The organism is Vibrio sp. (assembly GCF_984391705.1).
The window spans coordinates 330,596-347,675 of record NZ_CFHWOM010000001.1; the positions used below are offsets into that span (position 1 = coordinate 330,596).

Sequence of the window (17,080 nt, forward strand, 5' to 3'; positions counted from 1 at the left end):
TATCGTTATGAATCGTATAGAAAAAATCGCGTTTTACTCGTTTCTTGCCCTTATTATTTGGCTGCCTATTCCATTAGGTAGTAACCGGATGTGGGCCTGGTCCATAGCTGAAATGTGGGTAGCGTTTCAATGTCTCTTATTAGCCATCGCTTATCGAGGGCAGTTACCATTTGAGATGGTCAATCGTTATAAGGTACTGCTTGGGGGGCTTGCGCTGTTTCAGTGCTGGGTATTAATCCAGACTTTGGTTTTACCATGGGGGCTTCTCGAATTACTGAGCAGTAAGAGCGCTGAGATTTATAAGTTGGTTGGAGCTCCTGAGGGCTTCATTTCGTTAGATTCGAGAATGTCACTTGTCTCTTTGTTTAAAGGGCTTGCCTACACGTTGTTGGTGTTAAATGCCATATTTTTGGTTAACTCTAGTCGAAGGCTAAAAACAGTTGTCGTTGCTATAGTCATTAGCGGTACTCTCCAAGCATTCTATGCTGCAATGATGGTTTTGCTTAACGTAACTGAAAGCCCTGTATTCGGCTACCCAGAAAAAGGAATCGCCACGGGTTCGTTTGTCTACAAAAATCACTTAGCAAATTATTTGATGATGTCTCTGTGCCTCGGGTTAGGGCTGATTATCTCACAGCTTCATACTTCTGAATCTGGCTCAAAGTTTGTATTTATTAAGCGTCTAATTGAAGGCTTACTTAGTCATAAAATGCTGCTTCGTTTGTGCCTTGTTATTATGGTTATCGCTTTGGTGATGACTCGTTCTCGAATGGGAAATACCGCCTTTTTTGCTGCAACGACAATTGGCGGCGTGATTGCTTTATTGTTCTATAAACATAAACCCAAAGCGCTTGTTGCTTTGGTTGGGAGCGTGATTGCTATCGATACAATCGTCGTTGGTGCGTTGTTTGGATTGGATAAAGTGAAGCAACGATTAGTTGAAACTTCACTCGATGCCGAATCGCGTGACCAGGTAGTCATATGGTCATTGGATATTATCCGCGACTTTCCGTTTACCGGTACAGGTATGGCAAGCTTCTATACGATATTCCCAATGTACTCGAAAGCAGACATTGGTTTTTACGATCATGCCCACAATGATTACGTTCAATTTATGGTTGAAGCGGGAATCCCAGCCACTCTGCTTTTAGGTTCCATCGTACTGTTTTCATTGTGGCGAACTTTCAAAACCATCCGAACTCGAAATAGCAAAACAATGAAGGGGGTTGCCCTTGGCTGTCTGATGGCGATTATAGGGATGTTGGTTCACATTAGTGTGGACTTCAATTTGCAACCAATGGCGAATGCAGCGACTTTTATTATGATTCTTTTTCTTGCTAATGCGACTGCAGTGTTACCGGCTTTCGGGAGTTTACAGACTGAAATGCGAAAGCCTTCCTCTGCTGAAAATACATCAAAGGTCATATCCGATGTTTAAGCGAATAATAGTTGTGTGCTCTGGAAATATCTGCCGTTCTCCTTTAGCTCAGGTATTGTTGGACAAAATGCTTCCTCAAGTAGAGGTCGATTCAGCCGGAGTAGTGGTTGAACAGCATCAACTGACCGGTCATCCTGCAGTTGAAAACTCAACAAAGCTGGCATACGAGAATGGTCTAGATCTATCCCAGCACAGCGCAAAACAGCTGACAAAAGAATTAATTGACGGCTGTGATTTGATTTTAGTAATGACGCATGATCATATTGATCAGGTTGCGAATATTACTGGCGGAGCAAGGGCGAAAACCTTACTGCTTGGCCAATGGATTGGAATTGGTGACATTGAAGACCCTATAGGTAGAGATATGGATATCTTTATTCGTTGTTATAACACAATTGAAAAAGCAGTACTTAGTTGGTCAAAGAGACTAGCTTAACTCACTGGTTTTCTTTGAGTGAAGGAAGCGTCATTTTTGGAACCAAACTTCATTCTGTACATTTCGCCATCTGCGATAGATATCAATTGGCTTATTTGAAGTGCATCTTTTGGGTAACTCGCGACGCCAATACTGGTAGCGAGGGTTGCAAACTGCTCCCGGTCAATTTGAATTCGCTCTATAAAACAATGATTGATCTGAGCGCAAACCATGTCTCTACTTGCCCCCTTAAATTCAATTAAAGCAAATTCATCCCCACCTATTCGATAGCAGGGCAGCCCGACAGTGCTTAGGCGCTTGGCTATCTCTTTCAGGGCCTTGTCGCCGGCTTGGTGGCCGTGTTTGTCATTTATCTGTTTAAAGCCATTTAAGTCGAGTAAATATATAGTAAAAGGCTTTTGTTCTAATAGGTGCTTGTTTAAATCATTGAACAGTGCGAGGCGGTTACGGATTTTAGTCAATGAGTCGGTAAGCGAAAGAACTCTATGATGCTTGGCTTCTAGATGAATGATATAGCCTGCTAGGCTCGCAGATATAGCGAGAAGCACCAGTAACGCTATCTGGGCACTGTGCAGCATTTCCGCTTGTTTCATTTGTTCTCTATAGAGAGGGCTTTGAATTCGGAAGTTGGTGTTTATGTACTGGATCATTGCCATATAGAGACTTGAAACCCGCTTGCTTACGTTATCGGCGTAGTAGGGTTGCTCCAATAACTCGAGTTCATGTTCGAGTTGTTTGAAGTTATTAAACAGCGTTTCGAAAAAGGTTTTAGCTCCGGGGAGGCGGATAAATGTGTCAGCCTCTCGGCTGTTGAGGAGTAAGTCGAATCGGCTCCAAGTGAGTTCGTACTTCAACAAGGTTTGATTTCGATAGGCTTCGCTTTTCGCTGAAAAGGGGACAATCGCACTGAGCTCTGAAAACTCTTTCGTTAACTGAAACAGGAACCATGTTGCTTGGTTTTGACGAGCTGAATATGAATCTGCTAAGTGACGTGTTGCTGAAAGCAAATACAAGTTGGCAACAATCAAAATGACCGACATCACCAAGAGGAGAAACTTGGCTCTTGAGAGAATGGGGGATAGATTCGAGCGTTTTTTCTTATTTGCCATCACTTCGTCTATGAATCATGATTTCGTCGATTTGCCATACCATTTGTGAGTGATAAGTTGCGTTGTCAATTTCCGGATATTTAGTCAAATTAAATATCAACCAGTAGGGGCCTTTGTTACGCACTTTCATTTTTTCACCCTCCATTTCATACGCAATGATGGGGTTGTATTGCAAGATATCTTCTATCCGTGTAGATGCGGCATAGTCATTTAGTGCTATAAATGATAGAGAAAACGCATCACTTATTTTAAAGTGGTCAAGTAATGAAGAGGCGGTAAAACCAGTAAATGCTTTGCTGCCGTCAATCCATGGTAATTGTGTCTCAAAGGTTTTTGCTTCGAGTTGAGATACAATTTGTTGATGAGTCAACGTAATAGGCGCCTGATCTTGCATGCGAATAACAAGCTGAGAACCCACTGCTTGAAAGCTCGTTAGCAGAAATAAATAGCTTAACAGCTTACCCATAGTCCCTCCGGGTGAGATGTCCTTTAGTTAATTATCTTTATATCACTAAGTATATGTCGAGTTAATAGGCGATGTGCGCTTTTTATCGTTACTCGCAAATTCTTCGCGCTTGTGAAAGAACTCTTGAAATTTGTTTTATTTTTGCAACAAAAAAGCCCCAGAAGAGGGGCTTTGTACAATCGCAGAATCGATCACTTAAAAGATTATGTGCGCTACGCCTGCAATCACAGGTAGAGTGATTAAAGTACGCAAGATAAAGATAGCGAACAGCTCGAAGATATTGACGGGAATCTTACTACCCAGTAGTAGAGCACCAACTTCAGACATGTAAATTAGCTGCGTCACTGACATTGCGGCAATCACAAAGCGAGTCATTTCGTTATCAATTGATGCTGCTAGAATCGCCGGAATAAACATGTCAGCGAAACCCACTACAATTGTTTCCGATGCGGCTGCCGCTTCAGGAATTTGCAGAAGTTCTAAGAATGGAACGAATGGCTGACCCAGAAATGCGAATACAGATGTGTATTCCGCAATAACTAGAGCGATCGTACCTAAGCCCATAACCACAGGTAGCACACCAAAGACCATATCCACGGCGTTACGCACGCCTTCACCAAAAACGCTCTTAATTGATGTTACTTGGCTAGATTTCTTAAGTGCTAGTTCCATACCCCAAGAAAACGTTGAGTGTCCTGCAGGGATTGCATCGGCATCAGAGTTTGGTTTAGTCCCGTCGATAAATGTATCTTTCTTGCGGCTCAAAGGTGGTAGTCTTGGAATGACAACCGCTGCAACAAAGCCCGCTAAACAGATTGCACCATAGAATGGTAAAAATAGGTGCTCTAGCTCAACTTGCGCGATAACCACTAAGCTGAAAGTAATAGAAACCGCAGAGAACGTAGTACCTACAACCGCAGCTTCACGTTGAGTGTAAAACTTATTTTCGTATTGCTTACTCGTTAGCAAAATACCTACTGAGCCATCACCTAGCCAAGATGCCATACAGTCGATTGCACTGCGGCCTGGTAGATTAAAGACGGGACGCATTACTTTGCTTAAGAGCGTACCAAACAGCTCTAGTAAGCCAAAGTTAAGCAGCAGCGGGAGCAGTAAACCTGCGAAAATGAAGACAGAGAAGAGTGTCGGGAGTAAACCTTCCAGCACTAATCCACCTGTGTTTTCTTCCCAGATAGCTTTAGGGCCGAGTTGAAAGTAGGTCATTGCTACAGCTAGACCACCAATAACACGTACCGCTAACCAAAGAGGAGTAGGATTGAACAATCCGTTTAAAAATTCGTTGTTAGCGATAAATGCTGGAGTTTTAATGCGGCAAAGTACGGAAGCGGCAGCCATAAAAGCAATGATGCTAGTGATTGCGCCAACTAGGTAATCACCAAATAGAGCTTGGATTGATTTCGCCAATACAGCAACAGGGATAGTGATATCACCTTGGTAGCTGATTGGAGCCATAAAGAGGAATAACCCCAGCATTGAAGGGATGAAAAACATCCAAAAGTTGCCTTTAGATTTAGGCTGATTAATGGTTTGAGTATTATCTGACATTACATTTCTCGAGTTACTACTAGTCAATAGTATAGCCAGCAGTCTGGCATATATATTCACTAAACATCCATATTCGGTCAATTGAGCGCAAGAGTAGCGCCTTTTAATAATCCTTGCAATACTATTCATTAAATATCGCTAAATATTCAACTTATAGTTTTGCTATGGAGGATACTAACCGATTTTTGTAATGTGTATGTTAAATTTTTTGGATGTTCCTGTTATTTGTGATCTGAGTCTGGTTGGCTGCTACGTTTTACCCATAAATAGCACCAGTAACTCAGCGCTAGCGTAAGTGCTAATCCGATTGGGGCCAAAAGGGAAGACAGTGCATAGATGTTGAATAATTTGGCTCCAGTCACGCCTCCTAATAGGAACCCCGTAAATATAAAGAGGAACAACTTAGCTTTACGATAATCAAAGCGTTCCCCGCGCAAGCGAGCTCCGATCATTATACCTAGGTCGGTAATAATCCCGGTCATATGTGTTGTTCTCACCACAGCACCGCTAAAGGTGGTAATCATTGCATTCTGGAGGCCACATGCTGCAGACGCGAAGTATTGGCCGGTAATGTGATCTTCTTTGAGCATCAAGTAGGCAATAAATAGCATCGCACTCTCAATACAAAGAGCAACACCATAGCGGCGCCCCAGCCTGAGTGCTGTAGATTCAATAAAAAGGCCGCTTAAGGTTGCGCCGAGCAAGAAGCTAAGTAATACCATGAAAAGGTGGAAAGTTTGTTGGTCAAAAGCCTCGATACTCGTGCCGAGTAGAGTGACGGTTCCTGAAATGTGGGAAACTGCCTGATGTTGGAATCCAAGCAGTCCGATTGCGTTGACGACGCCTGCTAGTAGTGCAAGTAGAAACGCTCCATATTCTACCCATTTTGGTAACCTAGAAATCACAGTGATGCCTCTTTAAACTAAGGGCAGATTATAGATCTAGAACGTAACCATAAACAGCTAAATCGGTTGATCTTAAGCAAGATAAGATGCTTTACGTTAGCAGGCCTCTTTGTTAATTAAAGTGCTCCATTTGACATTCAAACTTAACCCAGTGATGTTTCCTTTCTTCGTAGACTGAAAAGCTAGGTTCAGGTAAATCTTGTTGATGAAAGACGCCAATGGGAATGACTAACACTTGGGGAAAAGCGGCAACAGCGAGCAGCATAGTAGTGCTGCAATTGGGACAAAACTGATAGGTCACTTGATTACCTGAGTCGGCGATTCGAGTATAGCTGACCAATTCTCCATTTAACTTTACTTGCTCCTTCTTGAACCGAGCTTGCACACCAAATACGCTGCCGGTTCGCTTTTGGCACTCGAAACAATGACAGATCGCGGTTCTTTCTGGTTCACCTACACAGCTTAAAGATACCTGGCCGCAACTGCATTCTGCTGTTCGTACAACGTGATCAAGCTTCATAAACGTCCTCACTGCGTCTGTTTCTCTAGCCTATGTCACTATTTTTAGGTCAGTAGGTTAGAATCAGTCAAATGAATCGGGCGAGTATTGTAACATGACTCACCTTTGAGAGCTGATCGAGAAACAAATGAAGAAGCGTATTCTACCAATCCCCCTTATCTTGTTGATTCCTATTGTGATGCTAGTTGTTGTCACCGTTGCGGGTGTATACCGCTTTAGTTTAAGTGATGAAGAAATCATGGCTAAGTTTCCGAGTCAGCAGCAACAAATGGATCCTGTGCTGAAATCGGTGTTTAGTATTTCTTCACCAAACCCTTGGACGATAGAAGTACCTGAGGTGCGTGCTTTCAGTTTTATCAACCAGTTCGATGCCGATAAACAGATTGCTTCTGGACGTTATGATGCAGGTGCCGAGCGTGGCTCTGTACTTATCAATACCCAATGGCTTACTCAAGTAACAGAGAATGATTATGTGTCGACTCTCGCGGTGTCTAATCAAGGTAGTGGGGAGTTTTATTATGCGGCTCATTTTTATTACGACCAAGCATTGAAGCGCATGGTCCTAAAAGAGAGCGAATTCTTGGGAGACCGCATTTCCTTGACGTTGCTGAGTTTAGAGGGAGATCAAATTCGCTTTGAATATCTAGCTCATGACAAAAATGACGCAATGAGCTCTGTACCAACTCAAAAACAGATTCGTAACTTTATCCTCTCTCAACAAGGTAGATTACAGGCGGCCGAATAAAATCGAGTTGTAAATATGACCAAGGTTGCTTATTGTTTGAAATAGCCTTTATTTTTATTGTTTGTTGTTAAGGGAGTGAAAAATGATCAATAAGCGCTATTTCAAAACTAAGGATGAAGTTGAAGTCACATTTGAGTTGCCAGCTGCGGAAGTCGGTAAGACAGCTTCGATTGTGGCGGACTTTTTAGACTGGCAGCCTGCTGAAATGAAAAAAGTTGTAAAGTCTAAGTCCTACAAGTTCAAAACTCGATTGCCAAAAGGCAGTGAATTTGAGTTTCGTTATCTAGTCGATAATGAAAAATGGGTGAATGATCCCCATGCGGATCAATTTAAGCCAAACGGCTTTGGTGAGGATAATGGATTAATTACCACATATCAGTAACCTATTTGATGAAATGAGTTTAAGAGGTGCTACAATGCACCTCTTATTGATCTAACTTTGACATTCGGTGGGTGACAAGACTTGCATAAATTCGTACTCTTAGCGCTTTAATTCAGTACTAAAGGGTAAAGCTGTGGGTGTGAAAACCATCAATACTCGCCTAAGTGAGCTTTCAAAACGAAAAAAGTTGTCTCTGTTGAGCTTGCCAATATTGGCTGTAGTGGCTTTTTCTTCAATGAACAATAGTGGCTCCTTAACTCGCACCATCGACCTCTCTATTCCTGAATCACAAATCGTTTCAAATATTCTTCAGACCGGCTATGAAGCTGTTGATATGCCTGATTATGAGTATGTTATTCAATCAGGTGACAATCTGAGCTCTATTTTCGAGCAATTAGGCTTCGGTTATAGCGAATTAATGAGTGTTATGGCCACTGACTTAAACTATCTCGCCTTAGATACACTTAAGCCAGGAAACGTGTTGCGCTTCTGGAAAGGAGATCAGGAGTCAGTCTTAGAGAAGATGGAGCTGGAATTTAGTCTAGTTGAAAGTGCTGTTTATACACGTCTGGATGATGGTAGTTACACTTTTGAAGATGTGAAGATCCCAGGAGAGTGGAATTCATTCGCTTTGGTTGGTGAGATCAATGGGAGCTTTTCAAAATCTGTACACGCGTTAGGTTTGGGCACCAATGAAATTAATCAGATTGTTGGTCTTCTGAAAGAGAAGATCAATTTCGCAAGAGACCTGCGCGCTGGGGATAAATTTGAGGTTGTGCAATCTCGTCAGTTCGTTGATGGCATATTAACCGGAAATCGCGAACTGCAAGCGGTTAAAATTATCAATCGTGGTCGAGAGCTAACGGCTTATCTTCACAGTGATGGCCAATATTATGATAAAAATGGTGAAAGTTTACAGCGTGCTTTCCAACGCAAGCCAGTTAATGGCAATTATCGTCTGAGCTCTCATTTCAATCCGCATCGTAAGCATCCTGTAACGGGCCGTGTTTCGCCACACAACGGGACGGACTGGGCAACGCCAACAGGTACGCCGATTGTATCTACTGGTGATGGTGTCGTTGTGTTGACGCGAAAACACCCATACGCTGGTAACTACGTAGTTATCCAGCACGGTAGCCGTTACAAAACACGCTATTTGCATCTAAGTAAAATCCTAGTCCGTAAGGGGCAGAAAGTATCACGTGGTCAGCGCATCGGATTATCTGGCTCGACGGGACGCGTGACAGGACCTCATATCCATTATGAGTTGTTAGATCGTGGACGTGCGGTTAATGCAATGAAAGCGAATATTCCTATGGCAAACTCTGTACCAAAGAGTGAAATGACGGCGTTTAAACAGCGTCGTGATGAATTGAATGCGATGTTGAAGAAGCAAGAGATGAAGTTAGCGAACCAAGGCAATACAGACTCTGCTAGTTAGTGATTCAGCTCAACGTGTGGATATTAAAAAGGCGGCCAGTGAGCCGCCTTTATATTTAGAGTTTATTTGCTGACGTTGCCAAGCTTAAGCCAAGTATCTATTACCGTATCAGGGTTTAGTGATACAGAGCTGATCCCTTGATCCATCAACCACTCTGCCAAGTCTTCGTGATCTGAAGGGCCTTGGCCACAGATACCCACGTATTTACCAGCTTTAGTCGCTGCGTCAATCGCCATCTTCAGCATGGCTTTAACTGCTGGGTTACGTTCATCAAATAGGTGGGCTACGTCGCCTGAATCTCGGTCAAGGCCCAGGGTTAGCTGGGTCATATCGTTTGAGCCGATGGAGAAGCCGTCAAAGTACTTCAAGAACTCATCCGCCAGTACCGCGTTCGATGGCAGTTCGCACATCATGATCACTTTCAGGCCTTGGTCGCCACGACGGAGATCAAACTTAGCCAGTAGATCGATCACTGAAGCCGCTTCGCTAGGCGTGCGTACGAAAGGAATCATAACTTCAACGTTTTTTAATCCCATTTCATTGCGGACGCGCTTGATTGCTTGGGTTTCTAACTCAAAACAATCTTCAAATACTGGTGAAATGTAACGAGAAGCACCTCGGAAGCCCAGCATTGGGTTTTCTTCGTGTGGTTCGTAGCCTTTACCACCAACTAAGTTACTGTACTCATTAGACTTAAAGTCAGACATACGTACTATCACACGTTTCGGCCAGAACGCAGCGGCAATTGTTGAAATGCCTTCAGTCAACTTGCTTACATAGAAATCGATTGGATTGTCGTAACCACGAATGCGTTCAGTGATTTCGGCTTTAAGTTCGTCAGATTGACCATCGAAGTTCAGTAGAGCTTTCGGGTGAATGCCAATCATCTTATTGATGATGAACTCAAGGCGAGCTAGACCCACGCCTTCGTTTGGTATCTGGGCGAAATCAAATGCACGGTCAGGGTTGCCGACGTTCATCATTACTTTGGTTGGCAGCAGCGGAAGCTCATCAACGGCTGAACGCTTGATTTCAAATTCAAGTTCTCCAGCGTAAACATTACCAGTCTCACCTTCTGAACATGATACCGTGACAATGTCGCCATCAGTCAGTTTGCTTGTTGCATCTCCACAACCAACGATAGCAGGTATGCCAAGTTCGCGGGCAATGATCGCTGCATGACAAGTACGACCGCCACGGTTAGTGACAATGGCAGAAGCTTTTTTCATTACTGGTTCCCAATCAGGGTCAGTCATGTCTGTCACAAGAACATCGCCATCTTGTACCAAAGACATTTGGTCAAGAGAGTCAACTAAACGTACAGGGCCTTTACCAATGCGTTGACCAATTGCTCGGCCTTCAACGAGAACGTCTGCCTTATTGTTCAGCTCGTAGCGTTCAATCACGTTTTGTTCGCTTTGAGAACATACGGTTTCTGGGCGAGCTTGTACGATGTATAATTTGCCATCAATACCATCTTTAGCCCACTCAATGTCCATCGGGCGCTGGTAGTGTTTCTCGATGATCATCGCTTGTTTCGCAAGCTCTTTGATCTCTTCATCGTTAAGAGAGAAAGCATTACGCTCTTCACTTGATGTATCGATGATGTCAACTTGCTTACCGATCTCTTGGCTGTTTGAGTAGATCATTTTGATCAATTTTGAGCCAAATGTCTTTTTAACGATTGGGTGACTACCTGCTTCAAGCATTGGCTTGTGGACATAAAACTCATCAGGGTTTACCGCGCCTTGCACGACCATTTCGCCTAAGCCCCATGAAGAGGTAATAAATACGACTTGGTCAAAGCCAGACTCTGTATCGAGGGTAAACATTACGCCTGAAGAGGCTTTATCCGAGCGCACCATACGTTGAATACCTGCGGACAAAGAAATACCGCGGTGATCAAACCCTTGGTGGACACGATAGGAAATAGCGCGATCGTTGAACAGTGACGCGTATACATGTTTGGTTGCTTCAAGAACGGCATCGATACCTTTCACGTTTAAGAAAGTTTCTTGTTGTCCTGCAAATGAAGCGTCAGGCAAATCTTCAGCAGTAGCAGAAGAGCGAACCGCAACAGACAGTTCACTATTACCTTCAATGAGTTCTTGGTAGTTGTTACGAATATCCTGCTCAAGTTCAGCAGGGAAGGGAGCTTCTAAAACCCATTGACGAATGGTGGCGCCTGTCTTACGCAGGGCTTCAACATCATCAACGTCCAGTTCATCGAGCAATTGATGGATTCGCTCATCCAAGCCTTCAAAATCAAGAAACTGATTGAAAGCAAATGATGTAGTGGCAAAGCCGTTTGGTACGGAAACTCCCGCGTTGGAAAGATTAGAAACCATCTCTCCAAGTGAAGCATTTTTTCCGCCAACCTTATCAACATCATCCATGGATAGGCTATTGAACCAGAGGGTGTTCTTTTGCATGTATTTCTCCAGAAACATTGCAGCTTGTAGGGAAAAGGCAAACGATTACGTATTAGCTGAAAAAAATTGCGAACAAAATTTCAAAGCTGTGGGGGACGTAATAGTCAGCCGGGTTTTATTATCGATATTATGGGTACCATCCTACTCAAAAGAATTTTAAAGTTTAAATAAAACATGCAAATTGATATTCAAAGTCGTGATGTATTCTATGTTTCTGATGGTACGGCCATAACATGTGAAACCTTAGGGCATGTTGTTCTGGGTCAATTTCCTTTTCAAGCCAATGAAAAAACCTTTCCTTTTGTCGAAAGTGAGGACAAATTAGCGGACTTACTGAAAGAGATCGATACATCCTACCGCGAAAACGGCATTAAACCTTTGGTGTTTTTTTCCATCGTCATCCCTGAGATTCGCCAAACGTTATTGGATGCCCCGGCGTACTGCTATGATGTGCTTGAGAGCATTGTGCAAAAAGTTCAAGACGATATTCAGTTACAGCCAAAACCTAAGTTACAGCGATCTCGGAGTGTCGGTAAGGATTCAGACACTTACTTTGATCGTATCGCTGCGATTGAATACACATTGGCGCATGACGATGGCATCACACTAAAAGGGCTAGAACAAGCTGATATTATACTGCTAGGCGTATCTCGCAGTGGCAAGACGCCAACCAGTCTTTATATGGCGATGCAGTTTGGTCTCAGAGTGGTGAACTACCCGTTCATTGAAGAGGACATCAAGCGCTTAAGGTTGCTGCCTGAATTTGAAATTCATCGCCATAAACTTTTTGGATTAACAATTGATCCTGAACGTCTCACGGAGATCCGTGAAAATCGTTTAGCTGGTAGTGAGTATGCGAGTACCGAGCAGTGTCTGTCTGAGCTAGCGAGTGTCGAAGCTTTGTTTAGGCGCGAAGCAATCCCATATATTAATACCAGCTCTCTTTCTGTTGAAGAAATCTCAACACGCATTTTGGAGAAGGCTGGATTAAGAAGAAGGTTACTTTAATCCAAAGTATTTCGATGTTTGGACAACGCATCATTCAATGCAGTTTGCAATGCTTGGGCTTGAGGGAACTGCTTTGATATGAGCATATAGAATTTGTGTTTTTGCATGTTGGGTATGGGTTTGGCTACGATATTTCCCTGAATGTAGTCAATCCCCCAAACGCGTTTTATCCCCGATAGGATTTCATCCCAAGATAGAAATACATCACAGTGTTGTTTTTTCAGTTCGGTGATTGATTCAAAAGTATTCACGGTATACTGATCGACGTTGTTCAGCTGAAAGTCGCTGTAGTTGTAGCCGTGAATACCACATACTTTGTACTGTTCTAAGTCCGACACTTCGTTTATCGTCAAACCTTGAGGAAATCGCTTGCTCGAGTAAACGTAGTACGGGGTAATTTCATAATACCAAGTCGTGTAGAGGTAGTGCTTTTCCCGTTCGGTATTAAATGAAGCGCTAACCGCAAGTTGGAAGTCGCCAGTTTTAGTCCCTCGTAAACATCGAGTCCACGAGGTCATTGTTATATCAAAGCTGTAACCAAGCTTGGGTAACAGATCTCCTAATATATCAATATCCTCACCTTTGACTTCGTTGCCATCTATGTAGGTATACGGAGGCCAATCAATAGCGTCACCGCACACATGAAGGTGAGACTCTGCTCCATTTATATGAGCGAAAGCGGGAAATACAGTGCTAATCAATAATATGATAAAAGCGTAATGCCGACCTTTTTTCATAGTGAACGACGCCTTATTTCGACTTATCTTTGAGTATAGACAAGCGTTGGACCTCGTCCAGAAGGTGGCTCATAAAGCCACCTAAACGAGTGCGCTACTTAATGTGCAGGGTAAACGACAGGAAAGTCTAGCACGGGGTGTTTCGCTACCAAGGATTGATAACCATAGACTTGCTCTATGATGTCTGGCTGGAGCGCTTTCCATGGTGTTGCGTCAGTGACTAACTTACCATCATGCAATAGCACCATTCGATCTGAGTATTGGGCGGCCAAGTTGAGATCATGCAGAACGACAACGACTGCCGTATTCTCTTCATCAGCGAGTTGACGAGCTATCTTAAGCGTATTGTGCTGATGGGCGAGATCTAATGCCGATGTGGGTTCATCTAACATCAATATTTTTTTTCCCTTCGCCTGATCGAGTTGAACTAACACTCGCGCTAAATGCAAACGTTGTTTTTCTCCTCCAGAAAGTGAAGGGTAAAGCCGATCGGACAAGTGTGTCACATCGGTCATTGCCATATACGTTTTTGCAAGAGCTTGGGTTTGTTGATTTGGAAGATTCAAAGGAATCGCTCCAAGCTCGACGACTTCATGCGCCAAAAAAGGAAAGCTCAACGTACTGTGCTGGGGGAGCATGCCGAGATGTTTAGCTAGCTGGGCAGGCTTCCAGTCGCTTTTCGGTGTCCCAAAATATTCGATGTGATTTGAAGATGGAATTTCACCACACAGTAGCTTAAGTAAGGTACTTTTCCCTGCCCCATTGGGACCGAGAAGTGCGGTCACTTCACCTGCGTGAATATCAATATCGATATCATCAAGTACAGTACGTTGACCAAATCGAATTGAAATATTACGGCCAGAGAGAACGATATCTTTCATCAAAGGATCTTCCCTTTTTGTTTGAACAGCAGGTAGATGAAGAATGGAGCGCCGATAATTGCAGTCACAATACCTACTGGTAACTCAGCTGGGGAGACAGCGACACGCGAATACATATCTGCCAGAGTAAGCAATAACGCGCCCATCAATGCGGAAATAGGGAGTAGGGTGCGGTGATCTGGACCGGCGAGCATGCGTCCTAAATGGGGAATGACTAATCCAATAAAGCCAATCATACCTGACACGCTCACAGTGACACCAACGCCGATAGCGGTGAGTAAGATAAGTTGTCGTTTTAGAGATTGAACAGGGATGCCTAAATGGTTGGCTTCAGACTCGCCAAGCAGTAAAGCATTTAGGGCCATGGCTTTACGCATAAATACAGCCATCAGTAAGACTAGGGTAACGCCACAAAGAATGATACTAGTCCAGTTTGCGCCGGCTAACGACCCCATTGACCATAGGCTTAGGTCTCGCAGCATTTGATCATTGGCGATAAAGCTCATATAGCCAATACCAGCCCCCGACAGAGCACTTATGGCCACACCTGCGAGCAGCATAATAGTGACTGATGTCCCCATTTTACTCGTACCTAACTTGTAGACCAAAAGAGTAGTCAACGACCCGCCTAGAAAAGCAAACAATGGAACGGCGGCAAAGGCCATAAATTGCGGGTATCGAGCGCCTAATTCTGCGAACATGACAATGGCTAGAGCGGCCCCTAATGAGGCGCCGGCAGACACACCTATGATCCCTGGTTCAGCAAGAGGGTTGCGAAATAGTCCTTGCATCACGGTACCACATACCGCAAGGATTGCGCCGACTAGCATACAGAGTAGGGTTCGAGGAAAACGAATCTCATGGATGACTAGGTTGATATGTGGTGCAAGCTCATTAGAACGTGAGAAGAGCCCAACCATGCTGTCGATAAAACCAATTTTCATCGGTCCTACAGAAATAGAACCAATGGCGGTAGCACCAAGCGCTACCGCGAACAGAATTAAGCTAGCGGAAAGAGGAAGACGACGTAACAACATATCCGATTTGCTCTATTTAAGTAGCTGACTTAAGCGTTCAGCTTCTGAAAGGCTTTTAAGACCCAAGCCGCCAACAAGTGCATGGCCATCGACTTTGATAATACGTTTGTTTTGTCCCGCTGGCGTCGCTGCCAATAGGGGCATTTTGCTTAGAATTTGATCGGCGCCGCCCATTTTATCGTAGCTACGTCCGCTCACTAGAATCACATCTGGTTGCATCTGAACCATGGCTTCTGTTGAGAGAGGTTTGTAAGAGGTCAGTTGCTCCGCGGCTGGGTTGACGCCACCCGCTAGCTCAATGATTGCATTTGGAGTGGTGTCTTTACCTGCTACGTTGGCTGGTCGGCCTTCGTGTATTAGCAAAAACAGTACTTTTTTCGCGCTATCAGTTTGATTATTCGCTAAAGCGGCAATCTGCTTATTAACCGTCACCTTCAGGTTTTCAGCTTGCTGCTCTGCTCCCGTGATTTCTGCAATTTCATCGATACGTTCAAGCAAACCTTCAGGAGTTGGCTTTGTATTCACGATATCCACTTTCACGCCTGCTGATTTAAGTTGGGATAGCGTCGTTTCTGGCCCCATTTCATCTGAGCCAATTAGTCGGTTTGCACCAAGGGCCAGTAGACCCTCTGCAGATAGTCGGCGATGATAGCCAATTTTTGGTAAGCCGAGCTCTTTAGGAAGCTCACTGGTTACATCGACAGCGACCAATTTATCTTGTTGGTCGAGTGCGAAAATGAGTTCGGTGACAGCACTGCCAGCACTAATGATGCGCTCGCTTGCATGTGTGTAGCTTGTGCTAAAAATAAGCGCCAATGTGGCTACGGTTTTGATCATAGTATTTTTCATCATGAACTCTATTTTCCCGGTTGTTCGGTAAGTAATTGCGTAGCCTGGATCCCATTCTCTTGTAGGAAAGCCAGCAGTTTAACGAGGTGCTGCACATCTGCTGTTTTTTCTGCGCCTATGACAATAGGCTTTTTGTCTGATTTGTGTTGTTCCAGCAAAGCAAGCTTGAAGTTTTCCCAGTCAATGTACTCTTTACTATCAATCGCCCAATAAGGCTCCTCGGCAAGGATATTGACGGTCAATGATTTCGTGTCGACTTCAGAAACGGCTTGTGAATCTGTGGTTGGCAGATCAACTTCCAATGAATCCAGTTTTACCGCAGCCGTCAACATTAGAAACACCATAACAATGAAGATAATGTCGAGCAGAGGCGTTAAATCTGGGGTAAGGCCGAATCGATTTTCGTCCTGTTTGATTTTGATCATGCTTGAGCCTCAAGCGGCTGCGAGTCTGAATTCTTAGCGTTGCTCGGTAGTGAACGCTCAGGGGAGACATGCTGCAAGCTGATTCCTTCTAACCATAAGTTGACATAGTTTAGAGTGTGCTCGAGCTTAGCCATGACTTTATCCGCCCATAATCCAAGTAGCTGGGCACCTGCAATTGCAGGAAGTGCAATCAATAAGCCCGCTGCCGTTGTGCGCATTGCGAGTCCTAATCCGTCTGCTAGGTCATTCGGAGTAATGTTGCCCGTAGAAGCGGCAACGCCTTTAAACATTTCGATCAAGCCCAATACGGTACCTAATAAACCAATGAGCGGGCTTATGACGCCAATCAGAGTGAGTAGACGTAGCCCCGAATTGAGCTGATGACGCTTTTCCTGGAGCCACATACCCGCCGCATCTTCACGCAGTGCTTTTGGGAACGAATGATGTGCCAGTAACATAGCAACGCCTTTGTACAGCAAGGGACGCTTTGGAGAGAGCTTCTCTGCTAGCTCTTCAATTTGGTGACTGTTCGTAGGAGAGATGTTTTTCAGCTCTGTGCGAATTGCGCGTTTCCCCACCCCTAAACTGATGACAACTTGGAATAGTCGTTCGGTAATAATCATGACGGTCAGCGCAGAGCAAACAATAAGTGGCCATGCCATCAAGCCGAGTTGCTGTTGTATATCTTGTAATTGTTCCATGG

General features: G+C 44.1%; 18 protein-coding genes. 6 read left to right on the forward strand and 12 right to left on the reverse strand.

What is annotated here, in order from left to right; all coding sequences use genetic code 11:
- The first annotated feature begins 7 nt into the window (after window positions 1-7).
- Both AC4MRV_RS01575 and AC4MRV_RS01580 read left to right on the forward strand, forming a co-directional pair.
- Window positions 8-1,438, forward strand: coding sequence for an O-antigen ligase family protein (locus AC4MRV_RS01575; RefSeq protein ID WP_491185659.1), 1,431 nt, complete (start codon window positions 8-10; stop codon window positions 1,436-1,438).
- Complete coding sequence (locus AC4MRV_RS01580; RefSeq protein ID WP_491185660.1) at window positions 1,431-1,874, forward strand: arsenate reductase/protein-tyrosine-phosphatase family protein; 444 nt, start codon at window positions 1,431-1,433, stop codon at window positions 1,872-1,874. The genes AC4MRV_RS01575 and AC4MRV_RS01580 overlap by 8 nt, the downstream gene beginning before the upstream one ends.
- On the opposite strand, the gene AC4MRV_RS01585 is transcribed toward AC4MRV_RS01580, so the two are convergent.
- From AC4MRV_RS01585 to AC4MRV_RS01605, 5 genes are all read right to left on the reverse strand, one after another.
- Complete coding sequence (locus tag AC4MRV_RS01585) at window positions 1,871-2,983, reverse strand: GGDEF domain-containing protein (protein WP_491185661.1); 1,113 nt, start codon at window positions 2,981-2,983, stop codon at window positions 1,871-1,873. The genes AC4MRV_RS01580 and AC4MRV_RS01585 overlap by 4 nt on opposite strands.
- Window positions 2,973-3,449, reverse strand: coding sequence for a putative pterin-binding protein (locus tag AC4MRV_RS01590; RefSeq protein ID WP_491185662.1), 477 nt, complete (start codon window positions 3,447-3,449; stop codon window positions 2,973-2,975). Before AC4MRV_RS01590 ends, AC4MRV_RS01585 begins: the two co-directional genes overlap by 11 nt.
- A 195-nt stretch (window positions 3,450-3,644) precedes the next feature.
- A complete protein-coding gene (locus AC4MRV_RS01595) occupies window positions 3,645-5,015 on the reverse strand; it encodes a YjiH family protein (protein ID WP_491185663.1) in 1,371 nt (456 codons plus the stop codon).
- A 221-nt stretch (window positions 5,016-5,236) separates the two neighbouring features.
- Window positions 5,237-5,920: a YoaK family protein gene (locus AC4MRV_RS01600; protein WP_491185664.1), complete on the reverse strand. Its 684-nt coding sequence runs from the start codon at window positions 5,918-5,920 to the stop codon at window positions 5,237-5,239.
- 112 nt (window positions 5,921-6,032) lie between these two features.
- Window positions 6,033-6,440 (reverse strand): GFA family protein, encoded by a 408-nt coding sequence (locus tag AC4MRV_RS01605; protein WP_491185665.1) that lies wholly within the window; start codon window positions 6,438-6,440, stop codon window positions 6,033-6,035.
- Window positions 6,441-6,567: 127 nt separating this feature from the next.
- Between AC4MRV_RS01605 and AC4MRV_RS01610 the strand changes: the two genes are divergently transcribed.
- The 3 genes from AC4MRV_RS01610 (at window position 6,568) to shyA (ending at window position 9,008) form a co-directional block, all read left to right on the forward strand.
- Window positions 6,568-7,185 carry a hypothetical protein gene (locus AC4MRV_RS01610; protein WP_491185666.1) on the forward strand — a complete coding sequence of 206 codons (618 nt, stop codon included), beginning with the start codon at window positions 6,568-6,570 and terminating at the stop codon, window positions 7,183-7,185.
- 82 nt (window positions 7,186-7,267) lie between these two features.
- Window positions 7,268-7,567, forward strand: coding sequence for an isoamylase early set domain-containing protein (locus AC4MRV_RS01615; RefSeq protein WP_491185667.1), 300 nt, complete (start codon window positions 7,268-7,270; stop codon window positions 7,565-7,567).
- A gap of 133 nt (window positions 7,568-7,700) precedes the next feature.
- Complete coding sequence (gene shyA, locus AC4MRV_RS01620) at window positions 7,701-9,008, forward strand: peptidoglycan DD-endopeptidase ShyA (protein WP_491185668.1); 1,308 nt, start codon at window positions 7,701-7,703, stop codon at window positions 9,006-9,008.
- Window positions 9,009-9,070: 62 nt separating this feature from the next.
- Here shyA and ppsA read toward each other — a convergent pair whose 3' ends face one another.
- On the reverse strand, window positions 9,071-11,440 hold the full coding sequence (ppsA, locus tag AC4MRV_RS01625; RefSeq protein ID WP_491185669.1) for a phosphoenolpyruvate synthase: 2,370 nt from the start codon (window positions 11,438-11,440) through the stop codon (window positions 9,071-9,073).
- 174 nt (window positions 11,441-11,614) lie between these two features.
- Between ppsA and ppsR the strand changes: the two genes are divergently transcribed.
- On the forward strand, window positions 11,615-12,448 hold the full coding sequence (gene ppsR, locus AC4MRV_RS01630) for a posphoenolpyruvate synthetase regulatory kinase/phosphorylase PpsR (RefSeq protein WP_491185670.1): 834 nt from the start codon (window positions 11,615-11,617) through the stop codon (window positions 12,446-12,448).
- On the opposite strand, the gene AC4MRV_RS01635 is transcribed toward ppsR, so the two are convergent.
- The 6 genes from AC4MRV_RS01635 to AC4MRV_RS01660 form a co-directional block, all read right to left on the reverse strand.
- Window positions 12,445-13,185, reverse strand: coding sequence for a substrate-binding periplasmic protein (locus AC4MRV_RS01635; protein WP_491185671.1), 741 nt, complete (start codon window positions 13,183-13,185; stop codon window positions 12,445-12,447). The genes ppsR and AC4MRV_RS01635 overlap by 4 nt on opposite strands.
- Before the next feature lie 98 nt (window positions 13,186-13,283).
- Window positions 13,284-14,066: a heme ABC transporter ATP-binding protein gene (locus AC4MRV_RS01640; protein ID WP_491185672.1), complete on the reverse strand. Its 783-nt coding sequence runs from the start codon at window positions 14,064-14,066 to the stop codon at window positions 13,284-13,286.
- Entirely contained in the window at window positions 14,066-15,103 is a 1,038-nt protein-coding gene (locus tag AC4MRV_RS01645) for a FecCD family ABC transporter permease (RefSeq protein WP_491185673.1), read from the reverse strand. Before AC4MRV_RS01645 ends, AC4MRV_RS01640 begins: the two co-directional genes overlap by 1 nt.
- 12 nt (window positions 15,104-15,115) lie before the next feature.
- A complete protein-coding gene (locus tag AC4MRV_RS01650) occupies window positions 15,116-15,952 on the reverse strand; it encodes a heme/hemin ABC transporter substrate-binding protein (protein ID WP_491185674.1) in 837 nt (278 codons plus the stop codon).
- 8 nt (window positions 15,953-15,960) lie between these two features.
- Window positions 15,961-16,377 carry an ExbD/TolR family protein gene (locus AC4MRV_RS01655; protein WP_491185675.1) on the reverse strand — a complete coding sequence of 139 codons (417 nt, stop codon included), beginning with the start codon at window positions 16,375-16,377 and terminating at the stop codon, window positions 15,961-15,963.
- Window positions 16,374-17,078, reverse strand: a complete 705-nt coding sequence (locus AC4MRV_RS01660) for a MotA/TolQ/ExbB proton channel family protein (protein WP_491185676.1) — start codon at window positions 17,076-17,078, stop codon at window positions 16,374-16,376. The genes AC4MRV_RS01655 and AC4MRV_RS01660 overlap by 4 nt, the downstream gene beginning before the upstream one ends.
- Between the last annotated feature and the right edge of the window lie 2 nt (window positions 17,079-17,080).